We start from the raw sequence: 18,455 nt of genomic DNA on the forward strand, positions 1-18,455 counted from the left end.
TCATGAACCCCAAGGAAAATTATCTGCACGAGTTTTTCAGGATCTTCTTCGCCAACAAGCAATGGGTGAAGCGCGTCTTCCTGATTTTCGCCGTGATCGCCCTGGTGCTGCCGTTGATGCTCAAGCAGAGCTTCGATATCACCGCCCAAGTGATCGTCCAGTCGAAAAAACTCTCCCAAGGCGACGCCACCACGTCGCTGAACCAGGAAAACGCGACGTTCATTCCGCCGTCCCTCGCGGACATGGAAACCGAGAGCAACATCCTGCGTTCGCCGGCGTTGATTCGCGAGACCATCAAGACCCTGCGCGACCAAGGTGAATACACCCCGAGCCCGGGCATCCTCAACAAGTGGGTGAGCGACCCGCTCAAGCGCTACATCACCCAGCCACTGCGCGAATACGTCATCAATCCGTTGCGCGACGGCCTGGGGCTGGAGGTTGATCCGGTCCGCGACACCGTGCTCGATACGCTGACCGACGAGGCCATCGAAAACCTGAAGATCGAGACCCTGCCCGGCTCCAACGTCATCTCCATCGTCTACAGCTTCGGCGATCCCGCCCAAGGCACCCGGTTCGTGGCGCAACTGCTGGAGAACTACCTCACCGGACGCCAGGAACTGCAATCGATCGAATTGCCCCAGACCTTCTACGAGCAGAAAAAAGACCAATACCAGACACGCCTCGATGGCCTGGAAGGTACTCGGCTCGGCCTGCTCGAAGGCGTCGGTTCTTCCGATCCCAAGGAAGAAATCACTTTTCGCCTGAATGCCATCAACACCGAGGAACAGGCCCTGAACCTGTACCAGGATCGCCTGCTGCAAAGCCAACGCTGGCTCGACTACCTCAAGACCAGCCTGGCGGCCGCGAACAGCTCGCGATTCAATGACTACACCTTCCCCTTCACCTTCACCACCACCGTGGACAACATCGCCTTCGAGGACCGGGAGATCAGGCAACTGGGTGAGCAGCTGACCAGCCAGGTCAGCCGCTACATGAACGACCTGGCGATTTTCCAGCCCAGCAGCGAACCGATGCTGCTGGCCCGCGAACAAATCATGCGCACTCGCCAGCAGTTCCTCAAAGTGGTGAACAACCGCATCCAGGAACGCACCACCGACCTGGCGGTGGTCAGCTCGGTGATCAACCAGAAGGTCCAGCGCATCGCCGCCTTCAAGGAACGCATCCACCAATTGCAGCAGGCCCAGAGCAAACTGCGGCAGATGGACACCGAGATCAACGCGCTCCATGCGGCGTTCTCCACCTATGCCCAGCGGTTTGCCGAAGCCAGTTCCGCGCGTTCGCTGGACAATGACCTGTCCAACGCCCGGGTCCTGAGTCCGCCATTCGAACCCACCGCCGCGGCCTTTCCCAAGCCGGTGCTGATCATCGCGTTCGGCTTGTTCAGCGGCCTGCTGCTGGCGATCGCCCTGGTCTATGTGCGTGAGTTCTTCGACCATCGCTTCAAGCATCCAGCGCAAATCAGCCAGCAACTGGATCTGCCGGTCCTGCTGGTGATCAACGAGCAGTCGCCCGAGCAGGTCAACCCGCACCGTAACTGGAGCCTGCCCAGCCTTGTCCATTGGGTGAAAAATTGAACGCGCCGTTCGGCCCGTCCCACCGCAGCAGCCCCCTGTCGATCATTCATCTGCTCGACAGCGGTGGCTTCTATGGGGCCGAGCGGATGCTGCTCGATCATTGCCTGGCGACACCGGGGCAGCATCAGGTGCTGTTCCTGGCGGCGCCGCCGACCTTGATCACGCGTTTCCGCCAGGCCGGGGTGGATTGCCAACACTGCGCCAGTTGGGGCGAACTGTTGCAGCATCTGCGGCAACGGCGCCCTGAACGGCCGCTGCTCAATACGCACAACTTCAAGGGCCTGTTGTTCGGCTGGGCCGCGGCCACGCTGCTGCGCCTGCCCCTGGTGATTACCCAGCATGGCTTCACGCCGCGCAGTCCCAAACAACGGTTCTATACGTGGCTGAGCCTGCAACTGTGCCGTACCGCGCCGGTCAAGCGAGTGGTCTGCGTGGCCGAAAGCATCGCGGCCCTGCACCGCCAGGCCAGCGTCAACGCGGACAAGCTCGACGTGATTCCCAACGGTCTACCGGCTGTCACCACACCCCTGCAGCATCGCGACGACAGGCAGCGCTGGCGGGTCGGGTACGTGGGTCGCTTGAGCAGCGAGAAAGGCCCGGACCTGTTTCTCGACGCGATGATCCCGCTGTGCCAGCGCCATGAATCGCTGCACGCGGTGATGCTCGGCGACGGCCCGGAACGCCAGCCGCTACTCAAGCGCATCGCCGACGCCGGGTTGCCGACGCGCATCGAGTTGCCCGGTTATCAAACCGACATGAATGATTGGTGGAGCCGCCTCGACGCACTAGTGATCAGCTCACGCACCGAAGGCACGCCGATGATCCTGCTCGAAGCCATGCAAGCCGGGGTACCGGTGGTCGCGTTTGGTGTCGGCGGCATTCCCGACATCCTGCAGGACCGCCACAACGGCCTGCTCGCCACGCCGGCCGACAGCGACGAGTTGGCTCGCCAGATCGAGACGTTGTTCAGCGAACCGCCCCTGGCACGGATCCTTGCCGATAACGCACGGCGCACCCAACGCGACCGCTATGACCTGCGCACGCTGGCCGAGCGCTGGTCGCAACTCTATATCCGCACCGCACGGGAGGCTCGGCCATGATCGTCCCGCTCTCGATCATCAGTTTGCTGGGGGTGGTCTGCCTGGCCTTGCTGGCCAGTCCCTATCCATTCCTGGCGCCCGGCGCGGTCCTCGGCCTGGTGGGCGTCGCCATGCTGTACCGCAAGCCCGGCTGGGGCCTGCTGGGCATTGCCGCGCTGGTGCCATTCGAAGGGCTGTTCAAGGAAAACGGATTGTCCGGCAGCAAGTTCCTGGGGCTGGCGCTGATCCTGATCCTGGGCTTGCAACTGGCCCTGCACCAGATTCCAGCGACGCGCTTGCGCAGCAATATCTGGAAGCCCCTGGTCGGCTTCATGGTGCTGTATGGCCTGAGCCTGCTGCTGTCGGAAAACATGGACCTGTCCCAAACCCATCTACGCGAGCTGACGGTAGGGCTGATCCTGTTCGTGATCACTTTGTTGATCGGCCGCGAGCTGAACCTGGACCTGTTCGCCCGCCTGATGACCGTCAGCGTCGCCACCACCTGCGTGCTTGCGATGTTTTCGGCCAGGTATCAGGAACAGGGGCGCGCGTCCGGCCTGCTGGAGGACCCGAACACCTTCGCGCTGTTGATTGCCTTCACCGCTCCCCTGGCGCTGTTGCTGGTCCTGCGCAGTCCCAACCTGTTGCAGCGGTTGTTCTGGGGCGGCGGTTTCATCCTGTTGCTGGGTGGCATGACCAAGACCGAATCGCGTTCGGGGCTGGTGGTTTTACTGCTCAGCCTGATGATCGGCCTGTACCACTATCGCGCGCAGTTGCCGCGGATTCGTCCACGGCACCTGGGCTTCGCCATGCTCGGGCTGGCATTGCTGATTCCCCTCGCCATCGCGGTGATGCCCGCCGGCTACGTGGCGCGCATCCAGTCGCTGAGCATCCTCAGCGCCGGCGCCAGCGCGCACAAGGACGAATCCCTGGGCCGCCGCGCCTCGTACATCCTGGTGGGCAGCGAGATGATCCGCGAGAACCCGGTGCTCGGCTCAGGTCCCGGGACGTTTCCCCTGCACTACGCCCCCACCGGCTACGCCAAGGCCTTTTCGGCCAACCGCAAAATGGGCGACCTGTACCGCCGGGCCCATAACACCTACCTGGAAATTTTCAGCGAGATCGGCGTGCCGGGCGGGTTGATGTTTGTCGCCATGATCGGCCTGGGCCTCTACAACCTGGTGCGCGCGCGCCAGCTCTGGCTGCAGCGCCGGGACTGGGCCCAGGCGGACCTGCTGACGCACCTGGGAATGAGTTTCCTGTCGCTGGCCTTGTTCCTAATGTTCCTCAGTGCTCCGAACCATAAGTTGCTGTGGATCATGCTCGCCTTGACCAGCGTGTTGCGTTACGACGCCGAACAGGCCGCGCCACGGGAGGCCCGTTCATGAGCCGCGTCAGTATCGTCATCCCGATGTTCAACGAAGCCCGGCACATCGGCCGCACGCTGTTGGCCGCGCAGGCAGCCGCTCACCAGGCGCAGTTGGAGTGCGAGTTGATCGTGGTGGACAACGGCTCGGATGACCATGGCCCGCGCATCGCCAACGAATTGGGCGCACGGGTGCTGATCGTGCCCGGCGTGCACATCGGCGCCCTGCGCAACCGTGGCGCGGCGGTCGCCAGCGGTGAATGGCTGGCGTTCATCGACGCCGACATCGAAATGCCCGCCGACTGGCTGAAGCTATTGGTTGAAATGGAGGGCCGCCAAGGCGATGTACTGGGTCTTGATCTCGACACGCCCCGGCAAGCGCCATGGTTCGCCCAGGCGTGGCAACGCCGCAGCCAGCGTCCGGGGGCGCGCCCCTTGCATCGGGTCCAGTGGCTGCCCAGCGCCAATCTGTTGATGCGCCGCACCTGGTTCGAACAGGTCGGCGGCTTCGACGAAAGCCTGCGCACCGGTGAGGATAAGGATTTCTCCCTGCGCCTGCGCCAAGCCGGTGCGCAGTTATTGCTGGTGAACGAAAGCCTGGCCCTGCACTGGGGTTACGAAGGCAGCTGGCTGGAGTGGATGAGCAAGGAACTGTGGCGCCAGGGCAGCCATTGGCAGTTGCTGCGCAGCCATGGACCGAGCCTGCGCTTGCTGCGTTTTCCCGCCTTGTCCATGGGTGCGTGGTGCCTGGACTTGCTGGCGCTGGCCGCCCTGCTCCAGGGCCAGGCGCGCCTGGGGCTGACGCTGCTGTTGGTCAGCACGTTGCCCGCCTTGCTGCTCAGCCTGCGCCAGAGCCAACGCGACCCGCGCTTGACCTTGCAGCTGTGGGCCCTGCATGGGGTGCGCCTGCACCTGACCGGCGCCGCGTTGCTGCTCAATCTTTGTCAATGGAACGTCAGGAGACCTGCCCGTGGCTGAATTCCTCTATTGGTCCTGCCTGTTGCTGCCGGTGTACGCCTACCTCGGCTATCCCCTGCTGTTGACCTTGCTGGCACCGCTGTTTCCGCTACGACGCTACGGCAAGCCCCTGCCGATGGACGTCAGCATTGTCATCGCCGCGCACAACGAGGCGCGGCACATCGAAGCGAAATTGCGCTCGCTGCTGGCCCAGGATTATCCGGCGCGCTCGCTGCGAATCATCCTCGCCAGCGACGGTTCCACTGACGACACCGTGGCCTGCGCGCGCAAAATCGTCGACTCGCGCATTACCGTGCTCGACCTGCCACGCCAGGGCAAGGCCGCCGCCCTCAATACCGGCGTGGCCCATAGCTACGGCGACATCCTGGTATTCACCGACGCCGACAACCAATGGGCCCACGACACCCTCAGCCACCTGCTGGCGCCGCTGGGCGACCCTGAAGTCGGCGCTTGCGCCGGCCATATGGTCATCCCCGTGCCGGGCAAGGGCCTGAGCCTGGGCGACAGTCTGTATCGGCATTACGAAGGCTGGCTGCGCCGGATGGAAAGCCGCACCGGCTGCATGGTCTCGGCCGACGGCGCCCTGCTGGCCCTGCGTCGGGCCCTGTTCCAGCCGATACCGGCGCAGGTCAACGATGATTTTTTCCTCAGCACCTGCGCACCGGCGGCCGGCAAATCCATCGTTTATGCACCCGACGCGCGGGTGACCGACCAAGGCGTCGACGAGGCCAACAAACAGTTTCGTCGTCGCCAGCGCGTCACTGTCGGCGGCTTGCAGAGCCTGGCCCAGCGCCGGGAACTGCTCAACCCGCTGCGCCATGGGCTCTATGCCATTGGTCTGATCAGCCACAAATTGATCCGCCGCCTGGCGCCGGTGCTGCTGTTGCCGTTGTTACTGAGCAACGCCTGGCTGTGGAACGACCATCCGTTTTATCGCCTGACGCTGGTGGCGCAACTGCTCGGTTATGCCATGGCGCTGATCGGCTTGCTCGACGCAGGCCACCGTTTGCCCCGGCCATTTCGCCTGGCCGCGTTCGTGCTGGTGACGCTGGCGGGCATGAGCATCGGGCTCTGGCAGTTCCTGCGAGGCCAACGCTATAGCCAATGGAACCCCGAGCAGAACCGCTAAGGAGAACGGCCGATGTCGATCAAACATGTTTTCAAGCGCACCAGCGGCTGGCTGTACCTGAACACGTCGATGGGCCGCCATCGATTGCGCGGTGCGGGCGTCATCCTGATGTTGCATCGGGTGTTGAACAACGACCGCGCCGCCGAACTGCCCCATCGCAATGAGCTGTGCGTGGGGCCCGAAGCCTTCGAACATTTGTTGATCTGGCTGCAACGGCATTTTGAATGCGTGCCCTTGATGACCTTGTTGCTGGCCGACCCGGAGAGCGTTCCGAACCGCCCTCGGGTGGCCCTGACCTTCGACGACGGCTGGCGTGACAATGCCATGAACGCTTTTCCCCTGCTGCGCCAGTACCAGGTGCCGGCGAGTATTTTCGTCTCCACCGATTTCATCGGCAGTCGCCAGCACTTCTGGTGGGAAAGCATCGGCGAGACCCTGTGGGGCAGCCATGGTCAAGTGGCGCGGCATGCGCTGATCGAGCACTTGCAGGCCGCCGGGCGGCCGCTGCCGGTGCTGCTCGACGACGTCGACGACGAACGCCGCAGCCTGGCGCTGCTGCATTACCTGCAAAGCCTCAAGACCCTCGACCCCCGCACCTTGAACGACCTCACCGATGCCTGCCCGCACGGCTCGCAACCCCAGGCGCTGGACTGGCTACAAGTGCGCATGCTCGAGGATTCCGGGCTGGTTCGTTTCGGCCCCCATGGCGCCAGCCACGCGATTCTGACCGGGCTGGACGACCAGCGCCTGCACGAAGAACTGACCCGCAGTTGGACCGCCCTGGAAAACGGCTGCGCTCAGCCTTTGCCGGTGTACTGCTACCCCAACGGAGACAATGACGCACGCGTGCGCGAGCAAGTGGCGGCCCACGGTTTTCCGTTCGCCCTGGGCACCGAGGCCGGGCTGTATCGCCACGACGGTGATCCGTTGAACCTGCCGCGTTTCGGCGTCAGTCAACGTAACGCCCAGCACCCCGAATTGCTGGCCTGGCGCATTCGCCGAGGCGCCCGTCCATGAGCCGCGCACATTACCTCAAGCACCTGGCGCTGAGCATGGGCACGCGCCTGGCAATGATCGGCCTGCGCTTGCTGCGCAACGTGCTGCTGGCGCGGATTCTGGGCCCCAGCGAGCGCGGGCTGTTTGCGCTGCTCAGCACCCTGCCCGACCTGATCAGCGCCGCCACCAGTGGCGGCCTCAATTCTGCCGTCGGTTATCAGGCAGCGCAGCAGCGCTCGATGGGGCTGTTACTCAGCCAGGTGCTGGTTTTCGGCTGCCTGCTGGCAGGGTTGTTGACGCTGTTGGTGGTGGCGCTGTTGCGTGAGTTCGGCACTGAACTGGACATCACCTCGCAGTTGGGATTGCTGGCCTGGTTGCTGTTGCTGGCCGTACCGCTGACCGTGTTCAAGAGCGGTCTGCTGACCCTGCACAATGCTTGCGGCGGGGTCGGCGCGTTCAATGCGCTGCGGCTGATGGAATCCCTGGCGCCGCTGCTGCTGTTCGTGGCGTTGTTCTGGATGTGGCAAGACTCGGCGCTGGAGGCAGCGCTGATCAGCTGGTTGGCGGGCCTGGGCCTGGTGGTGCTGGCCGGTTGGATGTGGTTGCGCCGCGATCACGTCGTCACCCTGCGCTGGGACCGCAGCGGCCAGAACGAATTGCTGCGCTATGGCGCCCGCAGTCATCCGGACCTGCTGTTCCAGCAAGTGATGCTGCGCTCGGACTTTTTGTTCATCGGCGCATTGCTGGGCAGCACGGCGCTGGGTCACTACGCCATGGCGAGCGCCGCGGCGGAACTGCTGCTGATCGTGCCGGAAGCGGTCACCACGCCGCTGATGAAACGCCTGCTGCAGCAAGACTCCGACATGCAACGCTTGACCCCGCTGGCCTTGCGCCTGACCGCGACGGTGATGCTCGGTGCCTGCCTGGGCATGGCGCTGATTGGCGAATGGCTGATCGTCATCCTGTTCGGCATCGCCTATCAACCGGCCTACCCGGCACTGTTGGCGTTGCTGCCGGGGCTGTTCGGCCTGTGCTACGCGAGCATCCTGCGCCTGGACCTGCTGGGCAAGGACCGTCCTGGCACGGTTTCATTGCTGATGGGTGGCGGCGCGCTGCTGAACCTGGCGCTGAACCTGATCCTGATACCGCGCTACGGCATCGTTGGCGCTGCCGCCGCATCCTCGATCGCGTACCTGAGCGTGACCCTGGCGCTGTTGGCCATGTACTGCCGCCTCAGCGGCGTGGCGTTGTGGCAGACCCTGATCATCCTGCCCAGCGATTTGCTGCCGATGCGCCAGATGCTGTCGGGGAAATCAGCTTGAACACCGCCGCCCACCCAACCGCCATCGCGAGCGGCGGCATTTGTAGGCATCACAGATCCGCTGTGGCGGCGGGGCTGGGTCTTGTGTTCTTGGCAGTCTCGGCCCATGGCGCATCCATGCAGTGGACCGGGATCCGCGACGGCAGCTTATACCTGCAAGCCGACCGCCCGGACCAGGTGACCGTCCGCTGGGTTCCCGCCTGGCAGGCCGAGGCCAATACCGAACACCTGTACCTGCTCAACGGCCAGGGACGGTTGGTGGGTGAGCGCCTGGTCGAGGCGGCCCAAGTGCGTGGCGAGCAGCAATGGCCGCTGTTGCCCGGGGCAGCCAGCTATCGGTTGGAAATTCCCGGCTACAGTTTCCGGCGCTATACGGTCGAACACGATGCTCGGACCCGGGCGCTGTTCGCCCCGGCCAAAGTGCATTTCAGCTCGGAAACCCATGAGGGCGACGAGCTTTATTTCAAAGTCGCCGCTGGCGAACAGGCGGTGCTGGCAGGCAAATTCCACGGCGGCGTCCGCGCGCTGCAAGCCCGGCGCGTGGCTGATGGCAAGCAGCTGCAGTTGAACCTCAAGCCCTACCGCGCTTATTGGCAGTTCGACAAAGTGGGCCTGCCGGTGGCGGACACCGACCAGGTCTGGCGCCTGCACCTGCAAGGCAACGGCAAGGCGGCGTTCTGGCTGGACGGCACCGCCAACCTGTTCGCCCAGGACCCGGCGCAACTGCAGCCGCTGCGCCAGGAGCCGGGGCAAACCCGCCTGACGCTGCACCCCGATGTACTCGGCACGACCCCAAAGCTGGGGATGTACCTGCCCTACGTGCTACCGCCGCCCTCCAGCTACGCCGTGCTCGATGCGCTCAAACCCCAAGCGGCCAGTTACTACAGCTTCGTCGATGTGACGGCGTCCAAGGCTGATCATGAGGACGCCTTTCGGCGTCTGTACCAGGATCGCTTCGGCATCACCCAGGACATCACGTTGCTCGCTGGCAGCCAACGTCGAGCCGACTTGCAGGCCGACCGGACCAGCCACAGTGGCTTGCAAGCCTGGCTCGATTCGACCCGCGCCCTGGGCGGCAAAGGCATCCATTACCTCAGTTTCGCCGATGAGCCGAACCTCAATTACCCCGACTTCGACAGTTTCCAGCACATATTCCAAAGCCTGTCTGCCCAGGTCCGCGCCGATCATGCCAACGCCCGCGCAGGTGTTCGCATCGCCATACCGGCCAGCTCACGCTTCACCAACGGCCCGCTGGCGGAGAACGCGGCGGACAAACGTGGCATCGATTGGGCACGGCGGCTGCTGGAAACATCGGGCGACCAGATCGATGCCCTGGCCTGGCATGAATGGATGATCCGCGACCTGCTGGCGACCCGGGTCTATCGCAACAGCGTTGGTCGGGCGGCCGGCCTGGTGGGGTTGGACAACCACGGCCGGCCACGCAAAGCCTTGCTGCTGGACCAGACCAACATCTCCAGCGGCTCGAGCCTGAGCCCTTACGATCAGGAAACCCACTACGCCGCCCTGTGGTGGACCTCGGTGGTCATCAATGCCTCGGCGGACGGTTGGCTGGACATGCTCAACTGGTTCATGTCCGCCGACGAACCGGAATACCCCAAGGGCATGGTGCGGATCCTGGACAACCAACGCTTCGAGCTCAAGCCGGTGGGGTTGGCCCAGCAATTCATCCAACAGCATTGGCTCGGCCAGGTGCTGCGCCTGGACAACGATGCATTCGAAGTCGATGCGCTGGCCATGGCCAACGGCATGCAGCGCAGCCTGTTGGGCGTGAACAAAAGCGTCCGGGCCCACCAGGTCAGCCTCGACGGCATGCCCTGTCCGCAGCCCGGCGCCGCCCTTGTGTATTTCGGCCCGGACAACATCAGCCGCAGCGCCCCATTCGACTGCAAGGCCGGCCAGGTCGGTTTTCTCCTGCCAGGGGAAACCGTGTTCGCCCTGAACTGGAAAGCCCCACTTCTCCCCCAACCTGCCATCCCTGAGGAGGCTCCATGAAAGCTCTGCAAAAACTGCGTGATCGCATTCAGAAAAAAGGCCTGCGCTCCGTGATCAAACTGCTGATCCGCCGCTTCGTGTTCTTTCATTCGCGCCTGGTGTGGCTGGAGCACGATGTGAGGATCCCGTTGAAGCCACATAACCTCAGGCCTTACCCACCGGTCCGTCGGGAGTTCATCACCGTCGAGAATGCCGATGCTTTCTCCAGGCATTTCGGTGACCGCGTCGAAACCATGCGCGAGCTGGCAGCCGAAGGCTATACAGGGTTCATGTACCTGGACGATAAAGGCGACACCGTAGGTTTCGCCTGGGCCAGTACGCGAGACTACTTCGACCGTCACTTCTATGGCTGCCTGTTCCCGATCAAGCCAGGCGAGTACTTTCAGTTCGGCGGCGAGACGATCCGCGCCTATTGGGGGTCGCAGCTGACGGCGGATGTCCAGGCGGATGTCTGGAAAGTCATGGCTGACAAGGGCTGCGACAAGATGGTCGATGTCTGCGACCTGGAAAACACCCCGGCGATCAAGATGCACATCCGCATGGATTTCCAGGAGCGTGGCCAGATCACCCACGTGTATCGCCTGTTTGGACGCTTCCGGTTTTTCCGTGACACGTTCTACACCGGTTCGGTACTGGACCCGTTCCGTAAACCGGCCCAGCCGGTTGCATCGACCGCGACGGCCTGACGCTCATGGCGATCCGGTTCCAATGGTGTCGCTCCTTGAGCGCGGCGGACTTTCCTGCAACGGCTTTTGAACAGCTGCGAACCCAGGTGCCCGACGCAACGCCGTTCAACACCTTGGCCTGGCTGCAAGCGGCGGAGTTTGCTCTGGTGCCAGGCCAGCAACTGCACGTGCTGCTGGGCTGGCAGGACCAGGACTTGCTGCTGTGCCTGCCATTGGTATCCGGACGCGAGCGTATCGGCGGCCTGCGGTTCAGGGTCTTGCATCACTTGGGCTACCCCTTGGCCGACCGCATCGCTTTGCTGGCGCGCCTGGACGCCGAAGGCATGGGCCAGGCACTGGCGCAGATCCGCCAGCAGTTGCCTCACGCCTTGCTGCAATTGAACGAAGTGGTCGAGCCGGTCGGCGAACAGAGCGTCCTCAGTGCATGGATGGCGATGAGTTCCACCGGGGAACGGCGGCTCAGTTGCCGGGTTCCAGTGCACTTGATCAGCGACAGCGACCATCAGGAAATCTCCGGCGACCCACGCTACAAGTTGCGCCGGGCGCGCAAGCGAATCGCCGCGTGCGGTGCCCAGATCCGCCGGATCACGCCGGACGCCATCAGCATGGGGCAGCTGTTGCGGACCCTGGCCGATGTCGAAGCCGCCAGTTGGAAAGGCGAGGAAGGCGTCGGCATTTTTGCCGATCCCGCGCGCCGGCAATGGATGAACCTCGCCTTCACCGCCCTGGCTGCCCAGGGCCTGGTGCGGGTGGTGACGCTGGAGCTGAACGGCGAGTGCATCAGCTATCGCCTCGGCCTGTTGGACCAAGGGCGGCTGTACGACTACAACCTGGCGTTCCTGCCGCAACACGCTGACCTGGGCAGCGGCCGCGTCTTGCTCGAAGAGTGGATTCGCTGGGGGCTGGACGAAAACTGGCGCTGGATCGATGCGTCACGGGTCAGCCTGGAAAACTCCAGCCATCAACTGCACGAACGCATGACCGGACAACTGGAACACTGGCGTTGGAGTTTCTATTCCTGGCAACCCGGCGGCCTGCTCATGGGATTCGCCTTGCGGCTATGGAAAAGCCTGAAGCCCTGGTTCGGCAAGCGTCGGGGCAAACCGACCGCAACGACGGCGTCACCCTCTTCCAAGCGCCAGGACAACCCACATGCCTCGCCAAACGATCATCAACGCTGACGATTTCGGTCTCAGCGCCAGCGAAAACGAACTGATCCTGCGAGCCTTTGAAGCGGGCATCATCAGCTCTGCCACGGCGATGGCCAACATGCCGGGATTTGACCAGGCGTGTGAACTCTCCAGGCACCCTTTGCTTGAAGGGCGCATCGGCCTGCATTTCAATCTCAGCTATGGGCCGCCGTTGAGCCAGGCGATCAAGTCACGCCCGATATTCTGCAATGCCGCCGGCGAATTCGATCTCAAGCTGTCGCGTTACTGCCTGCGCCTGGGCGCGAGCGATCTGGCTGCGGTGCGAGAAGAACTCCAGGCGCAGTGGCAACATTGCCTGGACCGAGGCCTGCGCCCCAGCCACCTGGACTCGCACCAGCACGTGCACAACATCTGGCCTGTCGGAGAGCTGGTGGCACGCTTCGCCGCTCGACACGGTGTCCCCGTGCGCCTGGCACGCAACCTGGGGGCAAACCTGAGTGTCTCCAAGCGCATCTTCAAGACCTTGCTCAACCACCGCCTGCGCCGACTCTGCGGCGCAACCGCCAACTACGTCTGTACCCCTGCCGATCTGCACCACGCCGCACCACCCAACCACGGTTCGCTGGAAGTGATCGTCCATCCGCTGGACCTCGATGGGGATTTTGGTGATGCCAGCCTGGCGCCAGGCCATTCCCTGAGCCAGGTGCTGTACCAGCGCCTGGCGGGGGTGCCGAAGGTGGGGTATGGAGAAAATGGGCGAAGGTTCGTACTGGTCGAAGTGGGGGTGTCCAGTTGTCAGGATCCGCCGCAGTCCCGTAGCGAGGGAGCTTGCTCCCGCTGGGGCGCGTAACGCACCCGGTGGCCTCGCGCAAGCGACGCGCCTGCGCCTGCCACACGTCGGTTTGCCCTGGCCCTGCGGCGAGGAGTTTCACGACCGTGCCGGGACCTCGACATGCGTCCCGTCATCGAGGATTTCTTCATGGTTGCGCCCCGGCAACCGACTGTTCACCCAAAGTCGATACTGTGCGCTACTGCGTCGCATCCCGTTGCCCTCCCCCTGAGGAACAGGGAGTAAGGCACACGGGCAACGCATTTCAGCCGCGAAAAGTGCGCTCCGGACGAATGACCGCGTCGTCTATCGGTCGAGCTTTTTTTCCACCTGGGCGACCTTGTCCTGCAGTTTTTCGGCATCCTGTTCGTGGCCCTTGATCGACTTGGGCGTGATCGTCCTGTCCACCTTGTCAGTTGCAGGATCGGGCTGATGGACGTCGCGCTCCACCACTGGCACCGCAGCGCCGGTGGCATCCTTGGCGGGTGCAGCGTTGTCGACTGGGGTATGCCCTTTGGAATGCTCGTTCGTCATGACGTCGTCCTCGATCGGGATGGATATTGAATTTCGAGTAGGACGAAACGGCGAGAGTTCGATCGGGTTGCACCACTCCCCAACAGCTCCCTCGCCACGGGCAAACTGTCCGAAATCCCTGCGCTCGATCCGGAGAATCTGCTAAAAGGCAGCTTCTACCCCAGTAGCGAATCGCATCGATGTCCGCATTTTCATTTTCTCGCTTCAAACGGCGCTGGCTCGCCTGGTCGCTCATGGTCGCCATGGTGGCCGGCCTGCCAGTGGGCTGCGCGGTGTTGCAGCACAAGGAGCGCGAGCTGGTGTTTCGCATCGAGCCGGGCACGGCGAGCTGGTTCAGCGGCCTTCCCAGCGGCGTGCAGGAATTCGATCTGAAACCTAAAAGCTTCAAGACCGGGGAAAATATCCATGGCTGGTGGTGGCCGGCCGAACGCAAGAACGCGCCGGCCATCCTGTACCTGCACGGTGTGCGCTGGAACCTGACGGGCCAGTTGTTCCGTATCCAGCAATTGCGGGCGCTGGGCTATTCGGTGCTGGCGATCGATTACCGTGGCTTTGGCAAGAGCCAGGGCGACCTGCCATCGGAAGCCAGCGTCTACGAGGACGCGCGAATCGCCTGGGAGCGTCTGGAAATGCTGCAACCGGACCCGGCCCTGCGATTGATCTACGGCCACTCATTGGGTGGCGCGGTCGCGGTGGATCTCGCCGCCGAACTGGGCCAGAAAGCCGCGAGCGATGGCGGCACCGTACCGGCCCGAGGCCTGGTGATCGAGTCCACCTTCACGTCGTTGGGCGATGTCGCCACCGCGATGGCGGACACGTCCCTGCCGGTGCGCTGGCTGCTGTCGCAGAAGTTCGATTCCATCGACAAGATCGGCGAGATCAACATGCCGCTGCTGATAGTCCATGGCGCCGCCGACCGCTACGTACCGCCGCGCTTCAGCGAACAGCTGTTCAATGCCGCCCGGGAACCCAAGCGCCTGTTGATGGTGCCGGGCGCCACGCATAACAACAGCATGAGCCTGGCGGGCCGGACGTATCGGCAGGCGCTGGATACGCTAATGAAAACCACCTCCCCTCCGGTTGCCGAACACGCTGGTGCCCGTCCGGCCAAGGCAAGTTGACCTTTTTCGCTTGATTAACCTTGTAGGAAAAGACATCCATCTGCCGCTTAATATCCCCTGCAAACGCAACGTACGGGACGCCAGACCACAACATTTGAAGAAAACACTCGCCGTTCGTTTCGCATCTTCCTACTCGGCGAGTGATTAGACCCTACATCCAATTCCCATCCATCGCCCACGCGCGCGTCCCCGCACCAGCAGCCAATACCGGATCACAACCTTCAAGCACGACAGTGAAAGCGAATGTGTTCGCCCATGATTCGTCCCCGCCTGGCTTACAAAACGTCATGTTTGACCCTGCCCCACGGCCTCAATAACGTTTCCCTGCGCCGCGAGAAACGGCGCTCCCTAACACCTTCAATCAATAAAAAAAGGAATGACTCATGGGCTACATGTCTAGCTGGAATGCCAACGAACTGACCGACCTGGGTACCGACCTGGAAAACCTGGACGCCCTCGCACCGGAACAGATGTTGGAGGACCTGCAGTTGAACCCGGCTGAACAAGCAGAACTGGACGCCGAGTAACCAAGAACGGGGGCACGCGGTGCCCCCGTTTCAGGAGTGACGACACATGGACGCATCCCTCACACCAGAGCGCGAACTTTCCCTGGCCCAATCAACCCGACAAATCGAAGCCGAGCTGCAAGCGTTGGGATTGCAAAGCCGCTTGCGCACCTTGGGCAACCGGGTCGTATCCGTCCAGGCTGAAATAGGCGACTCACGGCGAAAAGCCTTGGGTTGCGGAAAGGGATACGCCGAACAGGCTCGCGTCGGCGCGCTGTATGAGGCGCTGGAGCATTATCTGAGCGACCCGGCCCTCGCCATGGACCTCACCCTCGCGACGCCCACCGACCTGAGCGCCGGAGTGACCGGCAAAGACGATCTTTTGGACACCCTGCGGGACCAACCCGACCGCCGGATCGCCTGCCGCTCGTACACGGCCCTCGATGACGGTGCCTCGTTTCTCTATCCCGTCGCCTTGACGATGCCCCGCTACGCGGATGATCCCGCGCCGGACGATACGACCGATTACCGCGCGTTGCGCCGCTACTCCAGCAGCAGCGGGACCGCCATCGGAGCAACCCTGGACGAAGCCGTCCTCCATGGTCTCAACGAATGCCTGGAGCGTGACGCGGTTTCATTGTTCCTGCTTGATCATTTTTTCTACCAGAACGCCACGCCCCTGCGGATCGTCCAGCGTATGCCCACCGACGAGGCAGTGGGCCGACTGTGGGTCGACGCCGAAGCCGAAGTCGGTGCGCAAATCGTGCTGCTGGACATCAGCAGCCCATTTTGCGCCACGACTTGCCTGGCTTTCGCCGACCTCTCGGACAGGCCGGTCAACGTCTTTGGTTCAGGCACTTCGCTGGACGCCCTGCATGCCGCTTCACGGGCCCTGACCGAACTGGTGCAGTTGCACCTGAACGCCAGCGAAGCGCCGCTGCGCCGACATCTGTCCAACGCCGAGCGCCATCTGGCCGGATTTGCCCGACTGCAACGCTGCATGCGCTTTGAGCCCGATCACCTGCTCGATACCCGGCCGCAGGAAATCATCACGCTGCCAAAAACCGTGGAGGCCCGCCCGTTGAAAGCGCAGATCCGACAACTCGCCGATGATCTGCAACAACACGGATACGTAGCCGGCGTATCGACGCTTTATCGTTCTGAAGTGGGCACAGCGCTGGTCAATGTGGTCGTGCCTGGGCTGGAGCGTTTCTACATCGTATCCAGCGGCAATGTCGTCGTCCCCATGGCCCGCGGAAGACAGCGTGCCCTCGCGGGGACCGCGGCCCATGCCTGAGCAGATGACGCGGCAGCGCTTGCAGCGCGAACTTGGCCTGGAAAGAATCTTGCGAGCCGAACCTGTAGCGCCCGGCTCCTGGGAGCGTTTCGTCGAGCCCTCGGGCGCCGGACTCAATCACCTGTTCGTCCTGCGTTGTCGGGGACGCGATTGGGTCGGCCGCAAGACGTTGCAAAGGGACAAACGGGAACGCCTGCGCTCGGACAGCCGAATCGCGCCCTGGATGTTGCTCGGCCCGCTCGGCCAGTTCCATTGGGGCAATGGCGGCCTGCAGTTGGACTATCAAGCAACCCGGCGCGTCGACAAGGTCAGGGCGTTCGCGGATGCGCTGGAAGATCCTGACAGCGAAATCCACTTTCCTTTCCCCGCGCTTCAAAGCAATGGTCGAGAATTCGTCTGCCCTGAAAGCCACTGGGCATTCGCTGACACGCTGGCCCGTGGACTCGACGATGGCGAGGCGCACCTGCGGCACCACTGCTCTACGTTACTGCGGTCATGGTTGAAGCCTGGCGCGGTCATCCACGACCCGGCCTGCTCCACCGGGACGTTTATCCATCATCTGGCCCAGGCCTTGCCTGGCAGCCGTTGTATTGGATCAGATCGTTCGCCCTCGATGATAGAAGCGGCCCGAAAGCGCTATGGACGTTCGGTTGACTTTCGGCTGGCCGATGCCGGCGATGCCAAGCCCGTCATTGAATATTGCGACTTGCTGGTGCTTCGGTTTCTCAATGCAGAAGTCATGACCCGCGCCCAAGCCGAACAGTTGCTGCGCCGGCTCGTGTCGACACTGGTGCCCGGCGGCAGGCTTATCGTGTTTGGTCACACACCCGTGTTGCCGGCCATGCGCTATCTGGCCCAACAATGTGAACTGACCCTCGTCTCCAGCCTCGCGTCGTGCAGCGCCACCGGACAGCTTTTCCAGTTCTATGTCCTGACGAGGGACCCGCCATGACAGGTCCGCTGGACAACGGTTACTACCCCACCGACGACGGCCAGTTGCTTTATTGGGAGCGGCACGGCAATCCAGGCCGTGAGCCATTGGTCGTCTTGCATGGCGGACCCGGAGGCCGTTCGAGTCATCGATACCTGGAGTTGCTGGATCTGCAGGGTTTCGACGTCATTGTGTTTGACCAGCGCGGCTGTGGTCGCTCGACGCCGGAAGGGGATCGCCTGCTCAATGACACATCGCTGTCGGTTTCCGACATCGAGGCCCTGCGCAAGCATTTCGGTTTCAAGCGCATCAGCCTGCTCGGCGTTTCCTGGGGCAGTTGGCTGGCGGTCCAGTACCAACGGCGCTTTGCCCACGCGGTGCACAGGGTGCTGCTCGCTTCGGTATTCGTGCCCTGCGCGGCCATCGTCAAGGCGTATGACCGCGACCTTTGCCAACGGCTGGCGAGTGTCGGGCCAGTCAGCTGCGCCACGAACCCGAGACAGGTTTTCGACGAATTGGGCCATGCGAACCCGGACCGCCAACGACAAGCCGCTGTGCATTGGCTGCTGGCCGTGCTCAGTCCCAGCGGTGTGGTCGTGCGCCCATCTGCCTTGGCGCGATACGTCGACGACAGCGTCCTGCGGGCCCTGCGTCTGGAACTTCACTTTCATCTAGAGGGCTATTTTTTCGAACCTGCCGACACTGGCCTGGATCCCCAGGCCAGGGTAACCGTGGTGCAAGGACTGGAGGATTGCTACGGCATGCAGAGCCTGCGCTGGCTCGAGCTGCACCTGAACGTGCGCGCCATCATGGTCGAGGCCGGCCACAACGCCTTGGCGCCCGCCGTCGTCAAGGCGATGCGCCGCGCGTTGCCGGCAGAGAAATAGAAACGGCACCTCGCGGTGCCGTCCCTTACCTTGCGG

17 protein-coding genes are annotated in these 18,455 nt (G+C 63.2%); 16 read left to right on the forward strand and 1 reads right to left on the reverse strand.

The window, feature by feature from the left end:
- The first annotated feature begins 2 nt into the window (after positions 1 to 2).
- The 11 genes from JZ00_RS02860 to JZ00_RS02910 all read left to right on the forward strand — a co-directional run bounded on the left by JZ00_RS02860 (position 3) and on the right by JZ00_RS02910 (position 13,164).
- Complete coding sequence (locus tag JZ00_RS02860; RefSeq protein WP_039592784.1) at positions 3 to 1,595, forward strand: GumC family protein; 1,593 nt, start codon at positions 3 to 5, stop codon at positions 1,593 to 1,595.
- Positions 1,592 to 2,695 (forward strand): glycosyltransferase family 4 protein, encoded by a 1,104-nt coding sequence (locus tag JZ00_RS02865; RefSeq protein WP_039592783.1) that lies wholly within the window; start codon positions 1,592 to 1,594, stop codon positions 2,693 to 2,695. Before JZ00_RS02860 ends, JZ00_RS02865 begins: the two co-directional genes overlap by 4 nt.
- Positions 2,692 to 4,062 carry an O-antigen ligase family protein gene (locus JZ00_RS02870; RefSeq protein ID WP_039592782.1) on the forward strand — a complete coding sequence of 457 codons (1,371 nt, stop codon included), beginning with the start codon at positions 2,692 to 2,694 and terminating at the stop codon, positions 4,060 to 4,062. The genes JZ00_RS02865 and JZ00_RS02870 overlap by 4 nt, the downstream gene beginning before the upstream one ends.
- Complete coding sequence (locus JZ00_RS02875; protein WP_039592781.1) at positions 4,059 to 5,018, forward strand: glycosyltransferase; 960 nt, start codon at positions 4,059 to 4,061, stop codon at positions 5,016 to 5,018. The genes JZ00_RS02870 and JZ00_RS02875 overlap by 4 nt, the downstream gene beginning before the upstream one ends.
- The gene (locus JZ00_RS02880) at positions 5,011 to 6,147 is read left to right on the forward strand and encodes a glycosyltransferase family 2 protein (protein ID WP_039592780.1); all 1,137 of its coding nucleotides are present in this window, start codon (positions 5,011 to 5,013) and stop codon (positions 6,145 to 6,147) included. The genes JZ00_RS02875 and JZ00_RS02880 overlap by 8 nt, the downstream gene beginning before the upstream one ends.
- Positions 6,148 to 6,159: 12 nt before the next feature.
- Entirely contained in the window at positions 6,160 to 7,164 is a 1,005-nt protein-coding gene (locus JZ00_RS02885) for a polysaccharide deacetylase family protein (RefSeq protein WP_039592779.1), read from the forward strand.
- Positions 7,161 to 8,465, forward strand: coding sequence for a lipopolysaccharide biosynthesis protein (locus tag JZ00_RS02890; protein WP_039592778.1), 1,305 nt, complete (start codon positions 7,161 to 7,163; stop codon positions 8,463 to 8,465). The genes JZ00_RS02885 and JZ00_RS02890 overlap by 4 nt, the downstream gene beginning before the upstream one ends.
- 116 nt (positions 8,466 to 8,581) lie before the next feature.
- Positions 8,582 to 10,477: a hypothetical protein gene (locus tag JZ00_RS02895; protein WP_152668390.1), complete on the forward strand. Its 1,896-nt coding sequence runs from the start codon at positions 8,582 to 8,584 to the stop codon at positions 10,475 to 10,477.
- Complete coding sequence (locus JZ00_RS02900) at positions 10,474 to 11,163, forward strand: hypothetical protein (RefSeq protein ID WP_039592776.1); 690 nt, start codon at positions 10,474 to 10,476, stop codon at positions 11,161 to 11,163. Before JZ00_RS02895 ends, JZ00_RS02900 begins: the two co-directional genes overlap by 4 nt.
- Positions 11,164 to 11,168: 5 nt before the next feature.
- Positions 11,169 to 12,344: a GNAT family N-acetyltransferase gene (locus JZ00_RS02905; RefSeq protein WP_039592775.1), complete on the forward strand. Its 1,176-nt coding sequence runs from the start codon at positions 11,169 to 11,171 to the stop codon at positions 12,342 to 12,344.
- Positions 12,316 to 13,164 carry a ChbG/HpnK family deacetylase gene (locus JZ00_RS02910; protein ID WP_082112022.1) on the forward strand — a complete coding sequence of 283 codons (849 nt, stop codon included), beginning with the start codon at positions 12,316 to 12,318 and terminating at the stop codon, positions 13,162 to 13,164. The genes JZ00_RS02905 and JZ00_RS02910 overlap by 29 nt, the downstream gene beginning before the upstream one ends.
- A 285-nt stretch (positions 13,165 to 13,449) precedes the next feature.
- On the opposite strand, the gene JZ00_RS02915 is transcribed toward JZ00_RS02910, so the two are convergent.
- A complete protein-coding gene (locus JZ00_RS02915) occupies positions 13,450 to 13,677 on the reverse strand; it encodes a hypothetical protein (protein WP_039592774.1) in 228 nt (75 codons plus the stop codon).
- A gap of 179 nt (positions 13,678 to 13,856) precedes the next feature.
- Between JZ00_RS02915 and JZ00_RS02920 the strand changes: the two genes are divergently transcribed.
- The 5 genes from JZ00_RS02920 to JZ00_RS02935 all read left to right on the forward strand — a co-directional run bounded on the left by JZ00_RS02920 (position 13,857) and on the right by JZ00_RS02935 (position 18,419).
- A complete protein-coding gene (locus tag JZ00_RS02920; RefSeq protein ID WP_039592773.1) occupies positions 13,857 to 14,798 on the forward strand; it encodes an alpha/beta hydrolase in 942 nt (313 codons plus the stop codon).
- A 383-nt stretch (positions 14,799 to 15,181) separates the two neighbouring features.
- Positions 15,182 to 15,325 (forward strand): hypothetical protein, encoded by a 144-nt coding sequence (locus JZ00_RS31165; RefSeq protein WP_196304766.1) that lies wholly within the window; start codon positions 15,182 to 15,184, stop codon positions 15,323 to 15,325.
- 46 nt (positions 15,326 to 15,371) lie between these two features.
- Positions 15,372 to 16,601 carry a YcaO-like family protein gene (locus tag JZ00_RS02925; RefSeq protein WP_039592772.1) on the forward strand — a complete coding sequence of 410 codons (1,230 nt, stop codon included), beginning with the start codon at positions 15,372 to 15,374 and terminating at the stop codon, positions 16,599 to 16,601.
- Entirely contained in the window at positions 16,594 to 17,553 is a 960-nt protein-coding gene (locus JZ00_RS02930; protein ID WP_052680773.1) for a class I SAM-dependent methyltransferase, read from the forward strand. Before JZ00_RS02925 ends, JZ00_RS02930 begins: the two co-directional genes overlap by 8 nt.
- Entirely contained in the window at positions 17,550 to 18,419 is an 870-nt protein-coding gene (locus tag JZ00_RS02935; protein WP_039592771.1) for an alpha/beta fold hydrolase, read from the forward strand. Before JZ00_RS02930 ends, JZ00_RS02935 begins: the two co-directional genes overlap by 4 nt.
- The last annotated feature ends 36 nt before the right edge of the window (positions 18,420 to 18,455 follow it).

It is taken from the genome of Pseudomonas frederiksbergensis (assembly GCF_000802155.2).
Lineage (GTDB): Bacteria > Pseudomonadota > Gammaproteobacteria > Pseudomonadales > Pseudomonadaceae > Aquipseudomonas > Aquipseudomonas frederiksbergensis_A.